This window comes from Hymenobacter telluris, from assembly GCF_017313265.1.
In the GTDB taxonomy this organism is placed as follows: domain Bacteria; phylum Bacteroidota; class Bacteroidia; order Cytophagales; family Hymenobacteraceae; genus Hymenobacter; species Hymenobacter telluris.
Window position 1 is genome coordinate 24,708 of the sequence record NZ_JAFLQZ010000016.1, and the last position, 21,575, is coordinate 46,282.

Annotated in this window: 19 protein-coding genes; 11 read left to right on the forward strand and 8 right to left on the reverse strand. The window is 58.6% G+C overall.

All coding sequences use genetic code 11. The features are described from left to right. Positions 1-91: 91 nt before the first annotated feature. The 4 genes from J0X19_RS19050 to J0X19_RS19065 form a co-directional block, all read right to left on the reverse strand. Positions 92-1,705 carry a RagB/SusD family nutrient uptake outer membrane protein gene (locus tag J0X19_RS19050; RefSeq protein WP_206986019.1) on the reverse strand — a complete coding sequence of 538 codons (1,614 nt, stop codon included), beginning with the start codon at positions 1,703-1,705 and terminating at the stop codon, positions 92-94. 25 nt (positions 1,706-1,730) lie between these two features. Then, on the reverse strand, positions 1,731-5,138 hold the full coding sequence (locus tag J0X19_RS19055; RefSeq protein WP_206986020.1) for a TonB-dependent receptor: 3,408 nt from the start codon (positions 5,136-5,138) through the stop codon (positions 1,731-1,733). Between the two features lie 128 nt (positions 5,139-5,266). Further along, the gene (locus J0X19_RS19060) at positions 5,267-6,313 is read right to left on the reverse strand and encodes a FecR family protein (RefSeq protein WP_206986021.1); all 1,047 of its coding nucleotides are present in this window, start codon (positions 6,311-6,313) and stop codon (positions 5,267-5,269) included. Between the two features lie 144 nt (positions 6,314-6,457). Next, on the reverse strand, positions 6,458-7,054 hold the full coding sequence (locus J0X19_RS19065; RefSeq protein ID WP_206986022.1) for an RNA polymerase sigma factor: 597 nt from the start codon (positions 7,052-7,054) through the stop codon (positions 6,458-6,460). 302 nt (positions 7,055-7,356) lie between these two features. Here J0X19_RS19065 and J0X19_RS19070 point away from each other — a divergent pair, with 302 nt between their 5' ends. From J0X19_RS19070 to J0X19_RS19095, 6 genes are all read left to right on the forward strand, one after another. Continuing rightward, entirely contained in the window at positions 7,357-7,938 is a 582-nt protein-coding gene (locus J0X19_RS19070; protein ID WP_206986023.1) for an LOG family protein, read from the forward strand. 250 nt (positions 7,939-8,188) lie between these two features. Next, complete coding sequence (locus J0X19_RS19075; RefSeq protein ID WP_242583013.1) at positions 8,189-8,683, forward strand: glutathione peroxidase; 495 nt, start codon at positions 8,189-8,191, stop codon at positions 8,681-8,683. A gap of 85 nt (positions 8,684-8,768) precedes the next feature. Beyond that, the gene (locus J0X19_RS19080) at positions 8,769-9,695 is read left to right on the forward strand and encodes a 1,4-dihydroxy-2-naphthoate polyprenyltransferase (protein WP_206986025.1); all 927 of its coding nucleotides are present in this window, start codon (positions 8,769-8,771) and stop codon (positions 9,693-9,695) included. 340 nt (positions 9,696-10,035) lie between these two features. Further along, positions 10,036-10,596 carry an RNA 2'-phosphotransferase gene (locus tag J0X19_RS19085; protein ID WP_206986026.1) on the forward strand — a complete coding sequence of 187 codons (561 nt, stop codon included), beginning with the start codon at positions 10,036-10,038 and terminating at the stop codon, positions 10,594-10,596. A 44-nt stretch (positions 10,597-10,640) separates the two neighbouring features. Then, complete coding sequence (locus tag J0X19_RS19090; RefSeq protein WP_206986027.1) at positions 10,641-11,363, forward strand: DUF4349 domain-containing protein; 723 nt, start codon at positions 10,641-10,643, stop codon at positions 11,361-11,363. A 179-nt stretch (positions 11,364-11,542) separates the two neighbouring features. Next, positions 11,543-12,460 carry an NAD(P)/FAD-dependent oxidoreductase gene (locus tag J0X19_RS19095; RefSeq protein ID WP_317194796.1) on the forward strand — a complete coding sequence of 306 codons (918 nt, stop codon included), beginning with the start codon at positions 11,543-11,545 and terminating at the stop codon, positions 12,458-12,460. Between the two features lie 120 nt (positions 12,461-12,580). Here J0X19_RS19095 and J0X19_RS19100 read toward each other — a convergent pair whose 3' ends face one another. Continuing rightward, positions 12,581-14,173 carry a DEAD/DEAH box helicase gene (locus J0X19_RS19100; RefSeq protein ID WP_206986116.1) on the reverse strand — a complete coding sequence of 531 codons (1,593 nt, stop codon included), beginning with the start codon at positions 14,171-14,173 and terminating at the stop codon, positions 12,581-12,583. Between the two features lie 278 nt (positions 14,174-14,451). Continuing rightward, positions 14,452-15,468, reverse strand: a complete 1,017-nt coding sequence (locus tag J0X19_RS19105; protein ID WP_206986028.1) for a Gfo/Idh/MocA family oxidoreductase — start codon at positions 15,466-15,468, stop codon at positions 14,452-14,454. A 206-nt stretch (positions 15,469-15,674) separates the two neighbouring features. On the opposite strand from J0X19_RS19105, the gene J0X19_RS19110 reads away from it, so the two are divergent. The 5 genes from J0X19_RS19110 to J0X19_RS19130 all read left to right on the forward strand — a co-directional run bounded on the left by J0X19_RS19110 (position 15,675) and on the right by J0X19_RS19130 (position 19,546). After that, a complete protein-coding gene (locus tag J0X19_RS19110; protein ID WP_206986029.1) occupies positions 15,675-16,409 on the forward strand; it encodes a class I SAM-dependent methyltransferase in 735 nt (244 codons plus the stop codon). A 75-nt stretch (positions 16,410-16,484) separates the two neighbouring features. Beyond that, positions 16,485-16,778 (forward strand): hypothetical protein, encoded by a 294-nt coding sequence (locus J0X19_RS19115; protein WP_206986030.1) that lies wholly within the window; start codon positions 16,485-16,487, stop codon positions 16,776-16,778. Beyond that, positions 16,769-17,449: an ATP-binding cassette domain-containing protein gene (locus tag J0X19_RS19120; protein ID WP_206986031.1), complete on the forward strand. Its 681-nt coding sequence runs from the start codon at positions 16,769-16,771 to the stop codon at positions 17,447-17,449. Before J0X19_RS19115 ends, J0X19_RS19120 begins: the two co-directional genes overlap by 10 nt. A gap of 19 nt (positions 17,450-17,468) precedes the next feature. Continuing rightward, positions 17,469-18,605 carry a CaiB/BaiF CoA transferase family protein gene (locus J0X19_RS19125; protein WP_242583016.1) on the forward strand — a complete coding sequence of 379 codons (1,137 nt, stop codon included), beginning with the start codon at positions 17,469-17,471 and terminating at the stop codon, positions 18,603-18,605. 122 nt (positions 18,606-18,727) lie between these two features. After that, the gene (locus tag J0X19_RS19130; RefSeq protein ID WP_242583019.1) at positions 18,728-19,546 is read left to right on the forward strand and encodes a hypothetical protein; all 819 of its coding nucleotides are present in this window, start codon (positions 18,728-18,730) and stop codon (positions 19,544-19,546) included. A gap of 96 nt (positions 19,547-19,642) precedes the next feature. Here the strand turns inward: J0X19_RS19130 and trpS are convergent, their stop codons facing one another. Beyond that, on the reverse strand, positions 19,643-20,620 hold the full coding sequence (gene trpS / locus J0X19_RS19135) for a tryptophan--tRNA ligase (protein WP_206986032.1): 978 nt from the start codon (positions 20,618-20,620) through the stop codon (positions 19,643-19,645). A 120-nt stretch (positions 20,621-20,740) separates the two neighbouring features. Then, complete coding sequence (locus tag J0X19_RS19140) at positions 20,741-21,478, reverse strand: queuosine precursor transporter (RefSeq protein ID WP_206986033.1); 738 nt, start codon at positions 21,476-21,478, stop codon at positions 20,741-20,743. Positions 21,479-21,575 lie beyond the last annotated feature (97 nt).

Sequence of the window (21,575 nt, forward strand, 5' to 3'; positions counted from 1 at the left end):
TTTACACTAAGTAAAGCGGGGCATTGTGTTGATTAACCAAGCTACGTTAGGCAGTGCTCCTACAAACACTTACCCAACGTAGCACCGAGGCTTAGTTGTAGCCAGGGTTTTGCGGCACCTTCCAGCTTTGAGCGTCATTCAAAGGAATTGGCAGCAGAGGCGTCGGGTTCACCGAGGTTTCGGTAGCTACGTGCGACATGGCCCGGGCCCGCACTTCAGGCGACAGGATGGCCATGTAGCGGCCCGTCCGCATCAAATCCCAGAGGCGCAACGACTCCTCGCCAAACTCCACCCGCCGCTCGTGCCAGATGGCATTCAGCAAGGGTTGGCCCGACAAACTCATTGCCAGGTCTGGCAGCGTGCCGGCGGGGGCGTTGGTAGGCTCGTAGGTGAGCGTGCCCAAGCGGGTGCCGGGTGGCCGGGTGGAAAGGCGGGCCCGGCCGCGCACCTGATTGACCAGCATTACAGCTTCGGCGGGGCGGTTTAGCCGGGCTGCGGCTTCAGCCTTCATCAGCAGAATATCGGCGTAGCGAATCTTACGGATGTTCTGCGGGCCCGACTCCGGCGCATTGGGTCGGAGGATAGCCGCCTTCCGGTTGAAATAGCCCGTAGCGTTTTGGGTGAGGTCGATGCGGTTGAGGATGCCCAGCACGATGTCGTTGTCCTTAATAATGGTGACTTCGCGGCGTGGGTCGTTGGTCTCAAACTCATCCACGAGACTCTGCGTGGGGTTGTTGAACCCGTAGCCAAACGTGTTGCGGTTGTTCTGAAAAATATTGCTGGTGGTACCTATCGAAATAGGGCCGTACCCGTTGTTGTCCGAGCCAAACTGGATTTCAAACAACGATTCGCTGCTGTTCTCCCCAATGTCCTGGTGAATGGCCGCGTAGTTGGCCAGCAGGCTGTATTGGTTGGAGGCAGTAATGGTGTTCGTAATGTCGTACACTTCCTGCCACGTGTGGTTGTTGCCGTTCACGGTGCCCAGCTGGTACATGATAACGCGGGCCAGGTAGCCGTTGGCGGCGCCTTTGGTCGCGCGGCCCAGGTCGGCAGCAGCATAAGCGCTTTTTTCCGGCAGCAAACCCGCGGCATCCTTCAGGTCCTTCTCAATAAAGGCGTAGGTCTGCGCGATGGTCGCGCGGGTTGCGTTGGGAGCTTCCGTCGGCGTCAGGGTTTTCTCGAACAGCGGAACGCCCCCGTACAGCTTCACCAGGTTGAAGTAGAAATACGCCCGCAGAAACAGGGCTTCGCCTTTCAGGCGCGATTTGAGCGCCGCGTCGATAGTGCCCGCATCCACGTTGTTAATCACCGTGTTAGCGCGCGCAATACCCGTGAAGCTATGCGTCCAGAGTGAGTTGACGATGGGACTACTAGTTGGCGTGTTCCAGGTTTTGAGCTCGATAAGGGAAGGAAAGTCGCTGGGTGAGCTGCCCCCCTTGTCGGAATCATCCGTCATTAAGTCGCCAAACATCCATTCGAAGTTCTGGGCCACGTACTGGCCGTTGGGGTCACCCCATTTGGGGCCCTGGTCCCAGGCGGCTACATCGTACACGGCATTAATGGCCTGCACGGCATTGGTAGGGTCCCGGAAAAGATTGTCCTGCGTGGTGGTGCCAAGCGGCTCCTTATCGAGGAAGCTCTTGCAGCCAGGAGCCAGGGCGGTAGTCAGCAACAGGCCGAACAAAGCGGCGCGGGTAAGTTTCATATAACGGGAGGTGGGAAGTAACTGATTAGAACTGCACGTTGAAGCCCAGGCGGTAGGTACGGGCCTGCGGATAGTTGCCGTAGTCGACGCCGTACGCGAGGGGGTTGTTGTACGAGGCCGACGTGGAAATTTCGGGGTCGTAGCCGGTGTAGTCCGTGATGGTAAACACGTTGTCGACCGAGGCAAACACCCGAGCCCCTTTCACCTTGACCTTGCTTAAGAAGGCCTGGGGCAGCGTGTAGCCTAGCTCCATGTTGCGGGCGCGCAGGTAGCTGGCGTCTTCTATGTGGCGGCTGCTTAAACGGTCGTTGCCGTTGGTATCGTTCGACGTGATGCGGGGCTGATTGCTATTGGGGTTGTTGGGCGTCCAGCGGTCCATGCGGCTCGCGTAGAAGTTGCTCCATACCCCCACAAAGTCGGCAGACTTGTTTAGGTGGAAACCGGCGCCGTTCACGGCTTCGGCACCCTGCACACCATACAGCAGAACCTTGAAATCGAAGCCCGAATAGCTCAGGTTCAGCGAAGCACCGTAGCTGAAATCGGGAGTACCGCTGCCCAGGTACGTGTTGTCGGCGCCCGTAATGGTGCCGTCGCCGTTGGAGTCCACATAGCGCACGTCGCCAGGCTTGGCCCCCGGCTGCACCGGCGCCGTCACGCCAGCGGCGTTGGTGGAGGTATAGGCATCAATTTCGGCCTGGCTATGAAACACGCCCTGGGCCTGCAAGCCGTAGAAGTAGGCTATTTCGCGGCCTACGCTCGTGAGGGTGGTGTTGCCGATTTGCGTGAGCACCGCGCCGGCCACAATGGGGTTGCCGCCGCCCAGGCTGGTTACTTCGTTGTTGATTTTGGTGAAGTTAAGACCCACGTTGTATTGCAGCTTGCCAATCTCATTGCGGTAGTTCATGGCTAGCTCCAGGCCGCGGTTGCGCAGGGAACCCACGTTGGCGCTAGCAGGAGCCTGCCCCAGGTAGTCGGGTACCGGCGACAGTGCAATCATGTCTTGGGTGCGCCGCTCGTAATAGTCGGCCGTGAAGGTCAGCTGGCTGTTGAACAGCTCGGCATCAATGCCCACGTCGGTGGTAACGGCGGTTTCCCACTTCAGCTTCGTATTGTTGATCTGCGTAATAGCCAAACCGGGAGCAGGCGCGCCGTTGAATACGTAGATCTGGTTGTTGTTCGCCACGGACGCATAGCCGTAGTTGGGGGCGGCGTTCTGGTTGCCCACCTGGCCGTAGCTGGCCCGCAGCTTCAGCACCGACAGGTAGCTGATGTCCTTCAGGAAATTTTCGTTGGAGATATTCCAGGCAGCACCCACCGACGGGAACGTACCCCGCCGTACCGGCCCGAGAAACTTCGAGGTCTGGTCGAAGCGCAGCGTACCTGTTACCAGGTACTTGTCGCGGAAGTTGTAGTTGGCCCGGCCGAAGTAGGAGAATAAGCTGCCATCGTACTGCGAGCTACGCACCACGTTGCCGGTGCTACGCGAGGCCGACGCATATTGCAAGGAGATATCGGCTGGTACGTTGTAGGCCGTGACGGAAATGCCGTTGCCGTACCCGCGCTGCGCTTCCTGGCCCAGGGTAGCTGAGAAAGAGCTGTTGTCGGAAAGCGTTTTGTTGTAGTTGGCGTAGTTCGACCACACCCACGAAACGTTTTCGTTGCGCGACTCGATAAGCGCGCTCTGGGCCCGGTTGTCTACCGGCCCGATGTAGTACTGCGGCTGGTAGGCTTTAGGGTGGTTGTTGTTGTAGTTGACGCCGAACGTAGAGCGGAACGACAACCCTTCAAACAACGAAATATCCAGGTAGCTGCTGCTGAACAGGTTGTTGTTCTGCGTCTTGTTGTACTGCTGCTCGTCGAGGTAGCGCGGCACGTTCAGCACGTTGCGCGTGATAATGTCTTCGTTGTACGTGCCGTTGGGGCCGAACGGGTTGAATACCGGGTTGGCTTGCACGGCATATTGCAGCACCAGGTAAGGCGGCGAGCCACCCTGACCGTCGCCGGCTCCCGTTTGGTTGCTATTGGTAAAGGTGGCCGCTACGCCCGCCTTGATGCGCTTGGTGAGTACCACGTCGTCGTTTACCCGAATTACGTACTTCTTGAAGCCCGAATTCTTGATAATGCCGTTTTGCTGGAAATAGCTGCCGCTGATCAGGTAGCGGTTTTGCTCGGAACCGCCCGAAGCCGACAAGCTATAGTTGGTAATCAGGCCCTTTTGCGTTACTAGGTCTTGGTAGTCAATGCCTTTGGCGTTGGTAGCAATGGCATCTTGCAGCAGCGGCGCATAGCTGGCCGGTACCTGGTTGCCGTTGTTGGCGAAGGCCTCCGTTACGAGTGTGGCGTACTGGGCGGCGGTGGTCAGGGGCAGGGTCCGCCGAATCTGCTGGAAGCCGGTGTAGCCCGACAGGTTGAACTGCGTGGCACCCGCCTTGCCGTGCTTGGTGGTGATGAGCACCACACCATTCGCCCCGCGCGAGCCGTAGATGGCCGTGGCTGAAGCATCCTTCAGAATCTCGGTTGACTCAATATCAGCGGGCAGCAGAAAGCCGATGTCACCGGTCTGGATGCCGTCCACCACGTACAGCGGGTCGCTGTTGTTGATGGTGCCCACGCCCCGCACCCGAATGCGGGTACCGGAACCCGGCTGCCCACTGTTAGTGGTTACTTCTACGCCGGCTACCCGGCCTTGCAGGGCCTGTACGGGGTCAGCGGTAGCTACCTGCGTCAGCTGCGCGCTACTCACCGAGGCCACGGAACCGGTCAGGTCACTTTTGCGGGCCGTACCGTAGCCGATAACCACTACTTCGTTCAGGGCCTGGGTGTCTTCCACTAGCGTTACCGATAGGTTAGTGGTAGCACCCGTTACCGGCACTTCCTTGCGCGTAAAACCCACAAAGCTCACCACCAACACACTGTTCTCAGGCGCCTGAATCGTGAAGCTGCCGTCGGGCCCGGTGCTGGTGCCGGTGGTGGTGCCTTTCACTACAACCGTTACGCCGGGCAAGCCGGCACCTTTGCTGTCCACTATCCGGCCCGATACCGCCACATCCAGTGGCTGAGTAGTGCTACCGAAATCGTTTGCGTAAGTTGGTATACGTAATACAATCCGGCCGTTGGTCACCTCGTAGCTGATCTTCAGCGGAGCCAGCACCTCATCCAGTACCGCCGATAAGCTTTCCTCCCTGGCATCCAGCGTTACTTTGCGTTCAGCACCAATGAGTTGCTGGCTGTACACGAAACGGACGTTGGCCTGCTTGGCAATCTGGGTCAGCGTTTCTTTGATGGTCTGGCCCTCCACCTGAAGGGTGATTTTGCGCTCCAACACGGTTTGGGCCCGCGCCGCGGCCGACGGAGACGCAATCGGTTGTGCGGCAACGCTCGAATGAGCACTCACTAGGCCAACCGGCACGCCTAGCATGGTTGTGTGGAGCATAACAGCCCTCAGGGCCGGCCATGAAGGAAAATGTACTGGGTGTTTCATAAGGTGATAAGAAGTGATGGGAATTATGGCACTTGTTGTTTGGAATCGGATTATGCGAATTGCGCGCAGACCGCCGCCGCTTATTTCGCCTGGTTCAACTGACAGCCTTTGCTGTTGAACCTAATTTGCGCGTCGGAGAGGGTATAGGTGGCGCCCAGGGATTTACACAGCAGCCCTAGCTTCTCGAACAACGACTCGTTGGTGAAGGAAATGCTGACCGTACAACCTGCCAGCTTGGCTTCATCGTACACGATATCAACCCCGTAGGCCTTTTCAAGCGCCGCCAGTACTTCCGGCACGGGCCGTTCCTCGAACTCGAAGGACTGCGGCAGCAGCAAGGCCGGCTTGGTAACCAGCTGCTTTTTTAAATGGCGGCTGGCCACCGAGTACACCACCTGTTCGTTGGGCAGCAACAGCACGCCCGCGGCGGCCGGGTGGGTTGGGGTGGCATCGAGTTGGGCCTCGTCGCGCTTCTGCACCGCCACTTTTCCTTCCCGTACTGCCACGGAGGCCTCACTGCTGCCCGCGTAGGCTTTCACCCGGAAGCTGGTACCCAAAACGGTGGTTACCACTTGCTTGGTCAGCACCAGAAACGGCCGCCGCTTGTTCTTGCTAACTTTAAAGAAGGCCTCGCCTTGCAGATATACTTCGCGCTTCGGGCCCGAAAAGGCCGTTTGGTAGCGGAGGCTGCTGCCGGGGTGCAGGGTAATCTGGCTGTTATCCGGCAAAGCAAAGCGTTGGATTTGCTGCGTCTGGTTGGTGCGCAGGGTCCAGGCGGTGGCTGGGGCCGGGGTGCTTCCCAGGAAGTCGGGCAGCTTGGTAGCGGGCAGTAAGAAGCGCAGGGCCACGCCCAACACCAGCAGCGCCGCAATCCACTTAACAGGGGCGGTTTTCCAGAACGAAGCGGGGTGCTGAACAACCCGGCCGCTGGCCGGCTCTGGCACCATCTCGCCGCGGAGGCGCTGCCAAATGGCATCTTCCACGGCCTCCTGATTCTGGCTCTGCAAGTGAATTCCGGTTGGCTCGTCGAGGCGCTCATACCACCGTTCCACCAAGGCCCGCTCTTGCGCGGTGCACTGGTTGTCGAGGTAGCGTTGGAGCAGGTTCTGGAATTCAGCTTCAGTCACAGTCAGCAGGCGTAGGTGGGCTTCTATACTAGCAAGTCACCGAACTGCCCGCACCCCCTAAACCAAACTGAAATTTTTTTATAAAAAATTTGCCGCTGGCTGAATGTGTTAATGTAAATAGCTGTAATAAAGGTAATTATAAGTCTACTGGAGCCACAGGAAAAGTGGCAGCAACAGCAGCAAATAATCCCGCAGGTAGGTTCGCAGCAGCTTCAGCGACTTGGTGAGATGATACTCGACGCTCTTCTCCGATAAGCTGACGCGCTTCGATATTTCGGGCACGGTGTAGTGCTCCAACCGGCTAAGCTGAAATATCTCCCTCGATTTTTCGGGCAGCTTGCGCAGGCTCGCCAACAGAGCCTCGCTCAAATCATTGTGGGCCAGTAGTTTTTCGGTGTCGGTATCGGCCTCGCTGGCGCTCATGCGGCAGTACAGCTCGTAGCCCGACTTCACTTTCTGGCTCTTGATGTAATTGATAATCCGGTACCGGATGGCCGTAAACAGGTAGTTTTCCAGCTGCTGAATCTGGTTGGTGCTTCGGCGGCTCCAGAGGTCAGCAAACAGGTCCTGCACCAGCTCTTCGGCGGCTGGGCGGCTCTTCAGCTTCCGATAAGCCACCGTAAACAAACGGTAGCAATACCGCTGGTAGATTTCAGCAAATGCCTTTTCCTCGTCTGCTTGCAAGGCATCTACTAGCGCGGCATCCGGCCAAGCGGCGTACATCGAAGAAAAAGAATTCACAGAACAAGAAGCTGAAAAAGGCGGTAGCTACAACCAATATACAATTTTACGTTAGGTTAGTTATAACCTGCTACTTCTTAAGAACTTTAACCGCGCGGCTAATAGTTCAGCAGGCTGAACTACAGGTCAGCCCCCAAACAATAAGCCGGCTTTAGCTTGGCAATGTAGGACGTTTGCGGAGCTTGGTCAGCAAGGAGCCGCCGCGGTACCAACCTGCAGTTCGACCAAGCACAACGCCTTGCCCGCCGTTCCTGAATCGGCTAGTATCTTTGGCGGGCCACCTGAAGTTGGCGCCACATTCTATGAAAAGCGTAGCAGTTTATTGCGGTTCCAGCTCCGGAACCAACCCACTATACACCCAGCAGGCCCACGAAATGGGCCGCATACTGGCCGAGCGCAACATAACCTTGGTGTACGGCGGAGGCCGCGTAGGCCTCATGGGCACCGTAGCCGATAGCGCCTTGCAGCACGGCGGCAAAGTCATTGGCGTCATTCCCGATTTTCTGGCGGCCAAGGAAGTGGAGCACCGCGGCCTCACCGAACTGCACATCGTGAAAAGCATGCACGAGCGGAAACTCCTCATGGCCGACCTCGCCGAAGGCTTCGTGGCTATGCCCGGCGGCTACGGCACGCTCGAAGAGCTGTTTGAAGTGCTGACCTGGGGCCAGCTTGGGCTACACCGCAAAGCGGTTGGCGTGCTCAACGTGGACGGGTACTACAACCACCTGCTCCGCGCCCTCGACCACATGGCCGACGAAAGCCTGCTGCGCCGCGAAAACCGCCACCAGCTCCTGAGCGACCCCACGCCCAACGGCTTACTGGATAAGATGCTGGCCTACGTGCCCGTCACGCTGGAAAAGTGGCTGACCCCCAGCACCACCTAACTACCATTGCTGCTGAGGGTGAGTGGCCATTATTGCCGCGAAACTCTGGCCGGGCCAAGCGGTTTACTGTCGGCAAACAAGCTTACTTTGCTGTACTGCTGAATAGTTGAGCTTGCTTGTTCGTCGCTCTCAGCCTCATTTCTCCCCAATTCGCCACATCCGTACTATGAAAAGCTTGTTCTTACTGGGCATACTGGCTGCTTGCGGCCTTTCGTCTGCCTCCATTTCCAACTCCTTGCCTTCTGCCGCCATGTCTGAAACCGCCGCCGCTCCCGCCACTGTCTACGATTTCACGGTGAAGACTATTGATGGCAAAGACATGAAGCTGAGCCAGTTCAAAGGCAAGAAGCTGCTCATTGTGAATACGGCTTCCAAGTGCGGCTACACGCCCCAGTACAAAGAGCTGGAGGAGCTGTCGAAGAAGTACGCCGGCAAAGTAACCGTACTGGGCTTCCCCTCCGACAGCTTCAAGCAGGAGCTGAGTTCCGATGAGGAAGTGGCTTCTTTCTGCGAGAAAAACTACGGCGTGACGTTCCCGCTGTTTTCCACGGTGGCCGTGAAAGGCGACGAGGCTGCTCCGCTCTACAAGTTCCTGGCCGACAAAACGAAAAACGGCGCCGTAGGTGAGGCTCCCAACTGGAATTTCTGCAAGTACCTCGTTGATGAGCAAGGCCACGTAGTAGCCTTCTACCCGTCTAAAGTGAAGCCCCTGAGCGACGAGCTGGTGGCGGCTATTTTGAAGTAATACTTCCTGGTTTTGTAATGAAGCACGTCCTGTTTCGACTGCGCGAAAGCCAGATCAAGCAGGACGTGCTTATTTTTGTGCTAGTATGACTGCTACTCCTTCTCCTGCTATCAGCCCCGCTAAAGCGTGGGTTTCCGCATTTCGGCCGCGCACGTTGCCGCTGGCGTTGGCCAGCATTATAGCGGGTGGCTTTCTGGCGGCTTCGCACGGGCAGTTTCGGGGCGCGGTGGTAGGTTTGGCCGCCCTTACCACCATCCTGCTCCAAATCCTGAGCAACCTCGCCAACGACTACGGCGACTCGCAGAACGGCGCCGACAGCGTACACCGCGAAGGGCCACAGCGGGCCGTGCAAAGCGGCGCCATTACGCCGGCTCAAATGAAGCGCGGCATGGGCGTATTCGGCTTCTTGTCGTTGGTGAGTGGCTTGCTACTGCTGTGGGTAGCACTGGGTACGGCCGGCGCCTGGATTTTTGCGACCTTCTTCGTACTCGGCTTGTCGGCCATTTGGGCGGCCGTGAACTACACGGCGGGTTCCAAGCCCTATGGCTACGCCGGCCTCGGCGACTTGTCAGTATTCGTGTTCTTCGGGCTGGTGGGCGTGTGCGGCACGTATTTCCTGCAAACCCGCTCGTTGCCGTTGGGCGTGCTGCTGCCCGCGGCGGCGCTGGGCTGTTTTGCTACGGCGGTGCTCAACGTCAACAACATCCGCGACATTCGCTCCGACAAATTGGCCGGCAAAATCACGATTCCGGTGCGACTAGGGCCGGTGCATGCCCGGCGCTACCATTGGTTGCTGCTGCTGCTGGGTTTCGGTTGCGCGGTGGTGTACGTGGCCTTGTCGTATCACTCGCCGTGGCAGTGGCTGTTTGTGCTGGCCGCGCCGCTGCTGCTCTTCAACGCCCGCGCCGTGTGGCAGCGCCAGGATTCCATGCAGCTCGACCCATTGCTCAAACAAATGGCGCTCAGCACGCTGGTGTTTACCGTGCTATTTGGGGTAGGGCAGGTGCTGTAGAGTAAGGCAGTGGTATAAAGGGAGGTGATGCAGCAGTTTGTTCATTTCGGCGAAGGGTCGTTTTCTAAGTGCTGTTTGCCGTTATCAGTGTTGAGGCAAAAACGTCAATCACCTCTCTTTATACCACCGCCAGGAGGTATAATAACAGTAAGATATTATCGAGATACATTTTTTACGAGCGAAAGATTTTCAGTAAAAAGAAGCGGGTGGTGGTTTTCAACTAACATTGGTATTCCACCTAAAGGGAAGAAGTATTGGTAGAATTCCTGTTAGTTTCTCTGTCAAAGGCACATTTGTGAATTCAATAGGGTCTTAAATTAATTAGTGTAAATAATACGCTATGCTAACCGAAAAAGAAACCACCAAGCTCAGCAAGCTTCTGAGCCTGGTACTCCGCCACGACCCCGCGCACTTGGGCTTGACATTAGACGCGCAGGGCTGGGCCAGCGTACCAGAACTCCTTACGCAGGCGCAAGTGCACAACGTCCCGCTGACGCTGGAAACGCTGGTGCACATCGTGGAAACCAGCCCCAAGCAACGCTTCCGCTTCAGCGACGACCAGCAGAGAATCAGGGCCAGCCAGGGACATTCGGTGGAAGTGACTTTGGGATATGAGCCCCTGACGCCGCCCGAACTGCTCTACCACGGCACGGCGGCGCAATATCAGACCCGGATTGCGCAGGATGGCCTGAAGAAAATGAGTCGGCAGCAGGTGCACCTAAGTACCGATGTCCCGACGGCCCGCACGGTGGGGAGCCGGCATGGCCGGCCGGTGGTGTTTGGGGTGGATGCCCGCCAGATGCAGCAAGACGGCTACCTTTTCTACCAAGCCGATAATGGGGTGTGGCTCACGGATGAGGTGCCGGCCCGCTACTTGCAGATACTACCCAACGCCCAGTAATCGTTGCGGCTTTAGCGCTGTGTTTCAATTGCCTGCTACTCCCCATGACTTGCACCGCCAACATATTGCCGCTGTTCTTGCTGTTGAGTCTGCTGGCCAGCTGCGCCGGAACCACATCCAATGCGCTTTATCAGACTGCATCGGCTAGCTCGCCGGTGGTAGCAGATACTGAGCAACCGGAATTGAAAGAACAGAGCACCGGTGCCGCTGCCCCTAACCCGGCTCCGCCCGCCGTTGCCCGCCGCTTGGTGTACAATGCTACCGTGCAGCTACGCGTGACACGCACCGATTCGGCGCAGGCGCAGGTGCGGCGGCTGGTAGCGCACGAGCAAGGCTATCTGGTGCAAACCAGTGAGGAACGGATGCAGCTACGAGTGCCCACCGAGCGGTTGACGGCGGTGCTGGCCGCGTTGCCCAGAGTGGGCAAAGTGGAAAGCCAAACGCTGAGCGGGCAAGACGTAACCGACGAGTACACCGACTACCAAATCCGGCTGGAAAATGCCCAAAAGGCCCGCCAGCGCTATTTGGAGTTGTTGGCCCGTGCCGCCAACGTCACCGAAGCCGTAGCCGTGGAAAAGGAGTTGCAACGCCTCAATACCGAAACAGATAGGCTCACGGGGCACCTCAAGCGCCTCCAGCACCTCACCGACTACGCCACTCTGAGCGTAACGCTACGGCCCAAAGTGCAGCTGGGGCCGCTGGGCTATGTGTCGGTAGGGCTGTACAAGGCAGTACGCTGGTTGTTTGTGTGGGGCAAGGCCAGTTAGGCAGGCTGTCCGGACAGGACCTTAGTAACTACCATCATTCCGAGCTAATCGAGGAATGACGGTTTTGTGCTTACAGCCCGTTACAAGTCGTTTAGTAGCCGCGCTGTTCAAGCTCGAAGCCCGTATCGACTTTATAATTTATATTTGCATCATTGTTGCATTTAAGAATTAGAAAAGCCGTGGAAGAAATCGATGTACTGATAGTAGGAGCAAGCAATGCGGGCCTGAGCGCCGCCATGATGCTGGGCCGGGCGTTGCGGCGGGTGCTTGTCCTCGACCACAACCAGCCCTGCAACCGCCAAACGCCCCACTCGCACAACTTCCTCACCCGCGACGGCGAAACGCCGGCCGCCATTGCGGCCGCGGCGCGGGAGCAAGTATTGCGTTACCCATCGGTGGCGCTGCAAACTGATAAAGTGGTAGCGGCGCAGGCCGTAGAAAGTGGCTTCCAGGTGACAACCGAGCGGGGCGAATTGCTGCACGGGCGCAAGCTGCTGCTGGCTACCGGCGTGAAAGACGAAATGCCTGCTATTCCGGGTTTTGCCGCGTGCTGGGGCGTTTCGGTGCTGCATTGCCCGTATTGCCACGGCTACGAGGTGCACGGCCAGAAACTGGGGCTGCTTGCCAACGGTGCTATGGCCGAGGAACTCGCCACCCTGATTCACTACTGGAGCCAGGAGTTGGTGCTGTTTACCAACGGCCCCGCCGACCTTACCACCGAGCAACAAGCGGCTATTGCAGCCCGCAACGTGCAACTTATTGAAACCCCCATAGCCGAGCTAGCGCATCAAAACGGTCGGCTTCAGGCCGTGCGCACGACCGACGGAGTTGCTTATGCGCTGCCGGCCATGTTTGCGCGGGTGCCGTTTCGGCAGCACACCGATATAGCCGCGCAACTAGGCTGCACCCACACCGAAACCGGGCTTATCCAGGCCACTGCTTTCGGCGAAACCAACGTACCCGGCGTATTCGTGGCCGGCGACAACAGCACGCCCATGCGGCAGGTTTCGGTGGCAGTGGCTAACGGCAGCATGGCCGCGGCCTTTATCAACCGGGAACTGATGAAAGAAGGCGTGTATAGTACTCTCGTTCAGTAATTCAAACTGGCTTGCTTGGACTGTTTACTCTGTTCGTTACTACACCTTACAACCAGGGCGTAAGTAAAAGAAAGGGCGGCTTCCTGTGGGAAGCCGCCCTTTCTTTTGCAATTCAGTTGACTACTCCGCTGATGGTGCAGCAGCCTGGCCTTCGGCGGCCGGAGCGGCACCTTCCGGGCGCGGGCCCCGGCCTCCGCGGTTGCGGCCGCCTCGTTTGCGGCGGCGCTGGCCTTCTTCACCTTCGGCCCGAGGTTCCCGGGCCTGGTTTTCGCCTTCGGGGCGGGGAGTACGCGGCTCACGGGGTGGGCGAGCCGGGCGGGTTTCGCCTTCGGGGCGCGGAGCACGAGGTGGGCGCTCATACGGCACGGCGGGCGCCTGGCCGGCATCCAAAGCGGCCAGGGCGGCCTGGGCTTTGGCTATGCGTTCCTGGTGCTTGGGGTCTTTGGGGTCGGGGGCACCGTTGCGGGCGGGGCGGCTACCATCACGGCCACCGCCACTGCGGGGGCCCCGGTCACCGCCTTCCGGGCGCGGGCCCCGGTCGCGGCTGCCGCCGCCGGAGCGGCCGCCCCGCTCGGGCCGCCCGCCGATTTTGCCGTGCAGGCCGGAGAAACGCTTGGGGTCGAACTCGGGCGCCGGGCCCAGGCCGAGCGCTTCGGTGATGTTCTGCTTTTCCACTTCGCGCTCAATCAGCTTCTCAATCTTCACCACCCGGTCCTGGTCCTGGTCGGCAATGAAGGTGATGGCCGTGCCTTTGGTGGCGGCGCGGGCCGTGCGGCCAATGCGGTGCACGTAATCCTCGGCGGCGCGCGGAATGTCGTAGTTCACCACGTGGCTCAGCGAGTCGATGTCAATGCCGCGGCTGAGCACGTCGGTAGCCACCAGGATCGGGAACTTCTTGTTTTTGAAGTCGCGCATGATTTGCTCGCGCTCCTCCTGTGTGCGGTCCGACGAAATACCCTGCGCCTCGTAGCCCAGCTTGCTGATGGCCCGCACAATGCCGGCCACGGCGGCTTTCTGGCTGGTGAATAGCACCATGCTCTGCACATCCTGGGTTTTGATGATGTGCTCGAGCAGGTAGATTTTCTGGCGGTCGAAGGCCATGTAGAACTGCTGGTCGATGCCGGCGGCGGGCTTGGATACGGCCAGCCGGATTTCCTCGGGCTCGTTGAGAATCTGCCGGGAGAAGTCCCGGATTTTGCTGGGCATGGTGGCCGAGAACAGCAGCGTCTGGCGCTGCTTGGGCAACTGCCGCACAATGTTCAGGATGTCATCAGAGAAGCCCATGTCCATCATCTTATCGGCCTCGTCGAGCACCAGATATTTGAGGGTGTCGAACTTCACGTAGCCCATTTGCAGGTGCGCAATCAGGCGGCCGGGCGTGGCAATGATGATGTCGGCGCCGCTGGTGAGGGCGCGTTTCTGCTGCTCCCAGTTCTCACTTTTGCCGCCACCGTAGATGGCAATGCTGCTGGCTTCCACGAAGTAGCCGAAACCCGTCACCTGCTCGTCAATCTGGGTGGCCAACTCGCGGGTGGGCACCAGAATGAGCGTGGACGTGGTACCGTGCTTGGCGTGCGAAATCTTGTCGAGAAGCGGCAGCAGATAGGCGGCGGTTTTGCCGGTGCCGGTTTGCGCGCAGGCAATCAGGTCTTTGCCTTCGATGATTTTAGGAATGGCCTGCTCCTGAATAGGGGTGGCATTCTGGTAATTCATGGCGTCCACGCCAGCCAATAGGTCGTCGTGGAGGTTGAACTCGTGAAAAGTCAAGGGGGAGCGAGTTAGGATGAGTGAATGGCTGACCTTGCTTTTCCGGTCAGTATTTTTAGCTGTTGGCTGCTGGCTTTCAGCTACTAGTTGTCGATGTTCAACTAACAGCAATAAGGCAACAGCTTGAAACAAAGATAGGAGAAACAACGGCGGCAGCCCCCAGCTTACCAAGTAGGAGGAAAGTAGCGCGGAGCGGATTTCTTGTGGCTTCCGCGCTACTCTGCTTACGAGGCCAGAATTTCCAGCTGCGTCCGTAGGTGCTGCTCTGTAATAGGGTAGGGCTGCCCGTGCCGCAATGATTGGTACACCGCCTCAAACAACCCCATGTAGTCTCCGCGTTCCGCCGCCACTGGCGTTGCCGTTTTTTCGCCTTTGTCGTTTACCACCGTGAGCGTGCCAACGGCGTCGGCAGGTTCCACACCATACGCGGCGTCGAGGGGTGTGAGGCCCTGGTCGAGTTGGGTTTCCTGCACGTCGGTGCGGGCTTTGCGCAGGCTGCCGCGGGTGCCGTGCAGCACGAAGGCTGGGCCAGGGTCGGCGACCAACAGGCTGGTGGTCAGGTACACGTTCAGGCCCGAGGAGTACAGCAGGTGCAACTGCATATAATCGGTCACGCGGGAGTGGGGGCGGAAACTGCCGAGCGTTTTGCGGAATTCGCTGGGCGTGCCAAACAAGCTGATGGCTTGGTCGAGGATGTGCGGGCCCAGGTCGAAGTGCAGGCCGGAGCCGAGCGTGGTGGGTTCTTCCTTGAATACCTTGGTGTGAATGGCCGTCTTGTATCGGTCGAAGCGGAAATGCGCCTCGATTAGCTGACCGAGCTGGCCGCTTTCCACCACCTTGCGCACGGCCAGAAAGTCACTGTCCCAGCGGCGGTTCTGGTAGCCGAATACCTGGCGGTTCATCTCGCGGCCCAGCGCAAACAGGGCCTCAATATCGGCGGCGGTGGTGCCCACGGGTTTCTCAATCAGTACGTGCTTGCCGGCCCGAAGTGCCTCGCAGGCAAGGTCGAAGTGCGTATCGTTGGGCGTGTTGACCACCACTAGCTCAATGGTGGGGTCGCGCAGCAAATCCCCCACGCTGTCGTAGCTGATGGTATGCGGATAAGCCTGCTGCATCTGCTTGCGGCTGCGTTCCACCACGGCCCGCAGCGCAAAGCCGGGGTGCGCCTCCAGAAACGGCGCGTGAAATATGCGCCCCGACATACCGTAGGCGAGTAAGCCCGTTTGGATAGGTACAGTCATGGTTTCGTTTTTTGTTGTTGGTTTTTCGTTGTTCGTGCGTAAGAACGTCATGCAAAGCTTGCCAAAGTATCTCGCGTGCTGAGGTTGCAGAAACAAATGAGTTAGAACACTGGCGAGATGCTTCGACTACGCTCCGCTGCGCTCAGCATGACGTTCTTACGCACTTGCGCACAAACAACGAAAGACCAACAACAAAAAACGAAACCATGCTCGACCGTTTTTCCGCCCAAGCCGCGCAATACGCCCGCTACCGCATCGACTACCCGCCCGCGTTGTACGAGTTTCTGCTGGCCCACACATCGCACCGGGAGCGGGCCTGGGACTGTGCCACCGGCAACGGGCAGGTAGCGGCGGTGCTGGCCGAGCATTTCGAGCACGTAGCCGCCACCGACATCAGTGAAGCGCAGCTGGCCCAAGCCCCGCAACGGGCCACTATCACCTACCAAGTGTCGCCGGCCGAGCGTACGCCTTTCCCGGCAACGTCTGTGGACCTAATAACCGTGGCCCAGGCTGTGCATTGGTTTGATGCCGCCGCTTTCAACCAGGAAGTGCGCCGCGTGGCGCGCCCTGGGGCTACGGTAGCCGAGTGGGGGTACGGCCTAGTACAAGTGCACGAAACCATCGATCCACTTGTCCGACAGTTCTACGCCGGTACCATGCGGCCGTACTGGGACGAGAACCGCTGGCACATCGACGACGAATATGCGCGTATCCCGTTTCCGTTTGAGGCCGTGCAGCACGCGCACTTCCAGGTGCGGCGGCAGTGGTCGGCGGAGTGGTTTCTGAACTACCTGCGCACGTGGTCGAGCGTGGTGCAGTACGAAAAGCAGCACGGCCAGGACCCGGTGCTACTGATTGCCGACGAGCTGACGGCACGGTGGGGACCCGCAGAACGGGAAATAGTGTTTCCGGTGTTTCTGCGGCTGGGACGAGTAGAATAATCCGGCCGCCGGGGCGTTGTCTGCTGGTATTCAAGCCAACCTATGCTTTCGAGGAGGTATCCACGGGCCCTATTCTTGTTCTACCGCACGCAGTTTTCGGCGCTAAGCTTATTTTCCCTGCTGATACTGGGTACCTCCGTTCCGTTTGGTAACTGGCCATTGCAACTGGGCGTCAGTGTGCTACTCATGAAGCTGGTTACGTATCCGGTGGTATGGTACCTGTCGGGGCAGATGCGTCCCAACCAGTATTGGCTGTATCTGAACCTGCACATCGCGCCCTGGCAGCTATGGGCGGGCGTTGTGCTGCTGGATACGGGGCTATTTAGCGGCGTTGTAGCCTTGTTGCGGCAACTTGTGGTATGGCTATAAACTCCGCCACTACGCCCTGGGTGCTGGAGGCCGACGGCATTCAGCTGCAATTCGGCCAGCGCCGCATCCTTTCCGACGTGTACATCCGGGTGCAAACCGGCCAGGTGGTAGGGCTGATGGGGCGCAACGGCTGCGGTAAATCCACGCTGCTGCAAACCATTTTCGGCGGGCGGCACGTGCCCGATGCGTCGGTGCGCGTGAATGGCCGCTACGCGGTGCCCGCTTACCAACAGCCCGGCTTGCTCAACTATCTGCCTCAGACACTCATGCTGCCCGCCGCCATAACGGTAGCCGAGGCGGCTCAGCTGCTGCGCATAGATGGGCACGCTGCGCTGGCGGCCTTTCCGGAGCTGCAAGCCCAACTGCACCAACGCATCGGTGAGCTGTCAGGTGGTACGTCACGGCTGGTGCAGGTGCTATTACTGCTACACGCCGACACGCGCTTTTCGTTGTTGGATGAACCTTTTTCCGGCGTGATGCCGGTGCACATCGAAACACTGTCCGACGTTATCCAGCAAGTGAAAGTCCGCAAGGGCCTGCTTATCACCGACCACCGTTTCACGGAGCTGTTGCCACTCTGCGACGTGGTGTACATGCTGCACAACGGGCGCCTGGAGGAGCTGCCTGACCCCCTACAAGGATTACGGGACCGGGGCTATCTTGCAAGCTGACCTTTCTGCCTGCCCTACTATGCCTGACACTGTATTCTCACCTCAGCTACCTTTCCACGGTTTGTTTGTGCTGGAGCTGGCCTCCGTGCTGGCCGGGCCGCAGGTGGGCCAGTTCTTTGCTGAGTTGGGGGCAGAAGTGTTGAAAGTGGAAGCCCCGGCCGGCGACGTCACCCGTTCCTGGCGTACCCCGGCCGAAGCCACCAATACCACCGTTTCGGCGTATTTCAGCTGCGCCAATTGGGGCAAGCAGTCTGTGGTGTTGGACCTGACCACCACCCCGGGCCGGGCCGAAGTACACCGCCTGGTGGCCCGCGCCGACATCGTGCTGACCAGCTACAAGCCCGGCGACGCCGAAAAGCTGGGCGTGGATTACGCCACTCTGGCCGCCCTCAACCCCCGGCTGCTCTATGGCCACCTCACCGGCTACGGCCCCGCTGCTCCCCGCGCCGGCTACGATGCCGTGCTGCAAGCTGAAGCCGGTTTCATGCACCTCAACGCTGCCGGCCCCGCCACAGAGCCGCAAAAAATGCCAGTGGCCCTCATCGACCTATTGGCCGCGCATCAGCTTAAGGAAGGCTTGCTGACTGCCTTGTACCAGCGCGAAAAAACCGGCCGTGGTGCCTTGGTGCAGGTGTCGTTGCTGGATAGCGCGCTGGCTTCACTGGCTAATCAGGCTGCTACGTTTCTGGTTACCGGCCACGACCCACAGCCCCTGGGCTCTGGCCACCCCAGCATTGTGCCCTACGGCACCGTGTATCAGGCTGCTGATGGCGTACGGCTGCTGTTGGCGGTGGGCGCCGACCGGCAGTTCCAGCAGCTCTGCGCCGTGCTGGCCCGGCCCGCGTGGGCCACTGAAACCCGCTTTGCTACCAACCCAGCCCGTGTAGCGCACCGCACCGAGCTAGAGCAATTATTACGGGCAAGAATAGCCGAAGTCAGTGGCGCTGCTTTGCTGCAAGAACTGGAGTTGCGCGCCGTGCCGGCCGGCGCCGTGCGCACGGTAGGGGAGGCCCTGAGTCACGAATCGGCGCAAAATATGCTGCTGCCTCCTACCACCGAATTCCCGCACGCGGGGCTGCGGACGGTGGCGTTTCGCAGCAACCAGTGGCCGCAAGCCGAGCGGCTTTCGGCCCCACCTACGCTGGAAAAACCGTAGCTGCAAACCAGTAGCGGTAACTGTTGAGTTGCTACTTTGCGTACGTACTAGCACTTGCCCAAGCTGAATTGCTTGGATTCACTATGCCCTGGCTAGCGCCTGGTGCGTCAATCCTCTCCTGCATGGCCAAAAAGAAAACCGCTCCCGCCCCCACCGTTAGCACGCAAACCGACGATGGTACTCCCGGTGCCCCGCACACACCCACCAGCGGCTCCACCAACACCGACAACGCCGCGCCCAACGCTGCCGGGGAGCCCGCCGAAGCTCCCGCCGACCGTCTCGACCAGATTTTCGATGGCCTCAAGCAGAAATCCTCAGCCAAGCAGGCCATCTACCGCAATACCATGTCCACCTTCGACCTGTTGCGCAAGGTGACCCAGGAACTAGTAGTGGAGCTGAGCCGCAAAATCACGCCCGTCGATTCCACCGTCATCATTGAATATCGGCCTATCAACGACATGGAGTTCCACATCCGGTTCTCCGGCGACTTGCTGGTGTTCGTCATGCACTCCAACATCGTGACCTTCCCGGATGAGTACGGACCCATGCCCACCAAATACGTGGAGGACGACTTCCGGCGGCGCTTTTTCGGGCACATCATGGCATACAATTTCATGGCCGACAGCATCAAGTACCAGCGTATGAACGACCCTGGCTACCTGGTGGGCCGCCTGCTCATCAACATCGACAACCACTATTTCCTGGAAGGCGTGCAACAGCTGGAGCTACCCGACAACGATATGTCGGACAACGTAGTAACGCCCGATGGCATGAAACTCTTCGTGGAAAGCGCCATGATTGCCGCCGTCAACAACGACCTCATTGCCCCGCCGCTCGACGACATCCAGAAAATATCAGTGAAGCAGAAGCTGGAAAACCAGCAAGTTAGCCGCCCCAGCAAAGTAGGCTTCAGCTTCTCCCACGAGCAGGTTGTCCATTAGGTGAGGTGGTGAAATGGTGAGTTTGACGTGCTTATTGCGCCATTTGCGCAGCCAGTACGTCAAACTCACCATTTCACCACTTCACTATTTCACTTTCTACCGCCGCAGGTAGCCTACCTTCTCGCGCACCTTGTTCAGTACTTCTGTACCGTAGGCCTGGGCTTTGCGGGCGCCTTCGGCGAGACGGGCGTCCAGTTCCGGCAGGTTGCTCATGTAGAAGTTGAACTGCTCTCGCTCGGTGGCAAAGCGCTGCTTGATTAGCTCAAACAACGCCTGTTTGGCGTGGCCGTAGCCGTAGCCGCCAGCCAGGTACCGGGCGCGCATATCGGCGGTTTCGGCGGGCGTGGCCAGCAACGAGTACAGCTTGAAGGTGGTATCCGTATCGGGGTTTTTGGGTTCTTCCAGCGGCGTGCTATCTGATACAATTAGCTTGATGTTCTTGAGCAATGCCTTGTCATCCAGGAAGATGTCGATGATGTTGCCGTAGCTCTTGCTCATCTTCTGCCCGTCGAGGCCCGGAATGGTCTGGATTTGCTCGTCCGTCTTGGCCTGGGGCAGCACGAAGGTTTCGCCGTAGCGGTTGTTGAAGGTGCTAGCAATGTCGCGGGTGATTTCCAGGTGCTGAATCTGGTCTTTGCCCACCGGCACAAAGTCGGCATCATACAGCAAAATATCAGCTGCCATCAGCACCGGGTACGTGAACAGCCCCGCATTCACGTCCGAGAGCTTGTCGCTCTTATCCTTGAACGAGTGGGCATTGGCCAGCATCGGGTACGGCGCAAAGCACGACAGGTACCAGGCCAGCTCCGTCACCTGGGGCACATCCGATTGCCGATAGAACAGATTTTTCTCGGTATCGAACCCGCAGGCCAGCCACGCAGCAGCTACCGAATAGGTGTTGTGGCGCAACGTTTCGGCGTTGCGCACGGTGGTCAGGGAGTGCAGGTCGGCAATAAAAAGTAGCGACTGATTGGCACTGCTTTTCGATAGCTCAACGGCGGGTAAGATGGCACCGAGCAAGTTGCCCAAGTGGGGGCGGCCAGTGCTCTGGATGCCGGTCAGGATGCGGGACATTTTTTTGCTGTTCGTTTTTGGTTATTCGTTTTTCGTTGTTGGGAGGGCAGGGAGTAAATCGATTATCAAACCGCCGGAACGGTCCGAAAAACGAAAAGCCAAAAACGAAAAACGCACTTGTTACACGCTCACATTCGCGGCAGCTTCCTGCTGTAGCTCGGCCGTAACCTCCTCGCCCAAATATCGGTCGATGAGGAAATGAGCTACGTACAGCACCGGCGTAAGCAGAATAGCCGCGGCGAATTTATACCAGTAATTGGTGTTTGCCACGCTTAGCACCTGGTCCATGGTCCAGTTGCCGAACAGGTAGAAGGCCACGTACAGTACCACGAACGAATCGACGAGCTGCGACACCAGCGTGGAGCCAGTGGCACGCAGCCACACGTAGCGGCCTTTGGTAGCCCGCCGGAGCGCCTGAAATACCGTGGCATCCAGCACCTGCCCAATCCCAAACGCCGTAATGGAGCCAGCAATAATGCCCAGCCCCTGCCGGAAGATACTCTGGTAGGCGAAATCGATATTGAACGGCCGGCCTTGCGCATCGGTCTTGTTGACATCCAGCCAGAAGGCGGCCGGCGGCAGCTTGGTGGTGGCGTAAATCACCAGGAAGGCAAACAGAATCAGCGCTACTGTGAGGTAGCTAATGCGCAACACGCCAGCCTTACCGAAATACTCGTTGATAATATCGGTAGTAACAAACACCACCGGCCAGATGAGCACGCCTGCCGTGAGGTTGCCGGGCAACCCCATCAGCGCCTCCACCGAGAAAATCTTGACCCCGATAATTTCGGCCAGCAGCGCATTCACAATGAAAATGCCGCTGAGCACCAAGTAAAGCTGCTGTTTTTTATGAGACATGCTCTTTAATTAAAAATTGAGAATTAAAAATTAAACATGAGCAATTTGTGCCGGCACAAATCCGGCTTCTCGTGCCCAATAGAACCGGAAAAGCAGG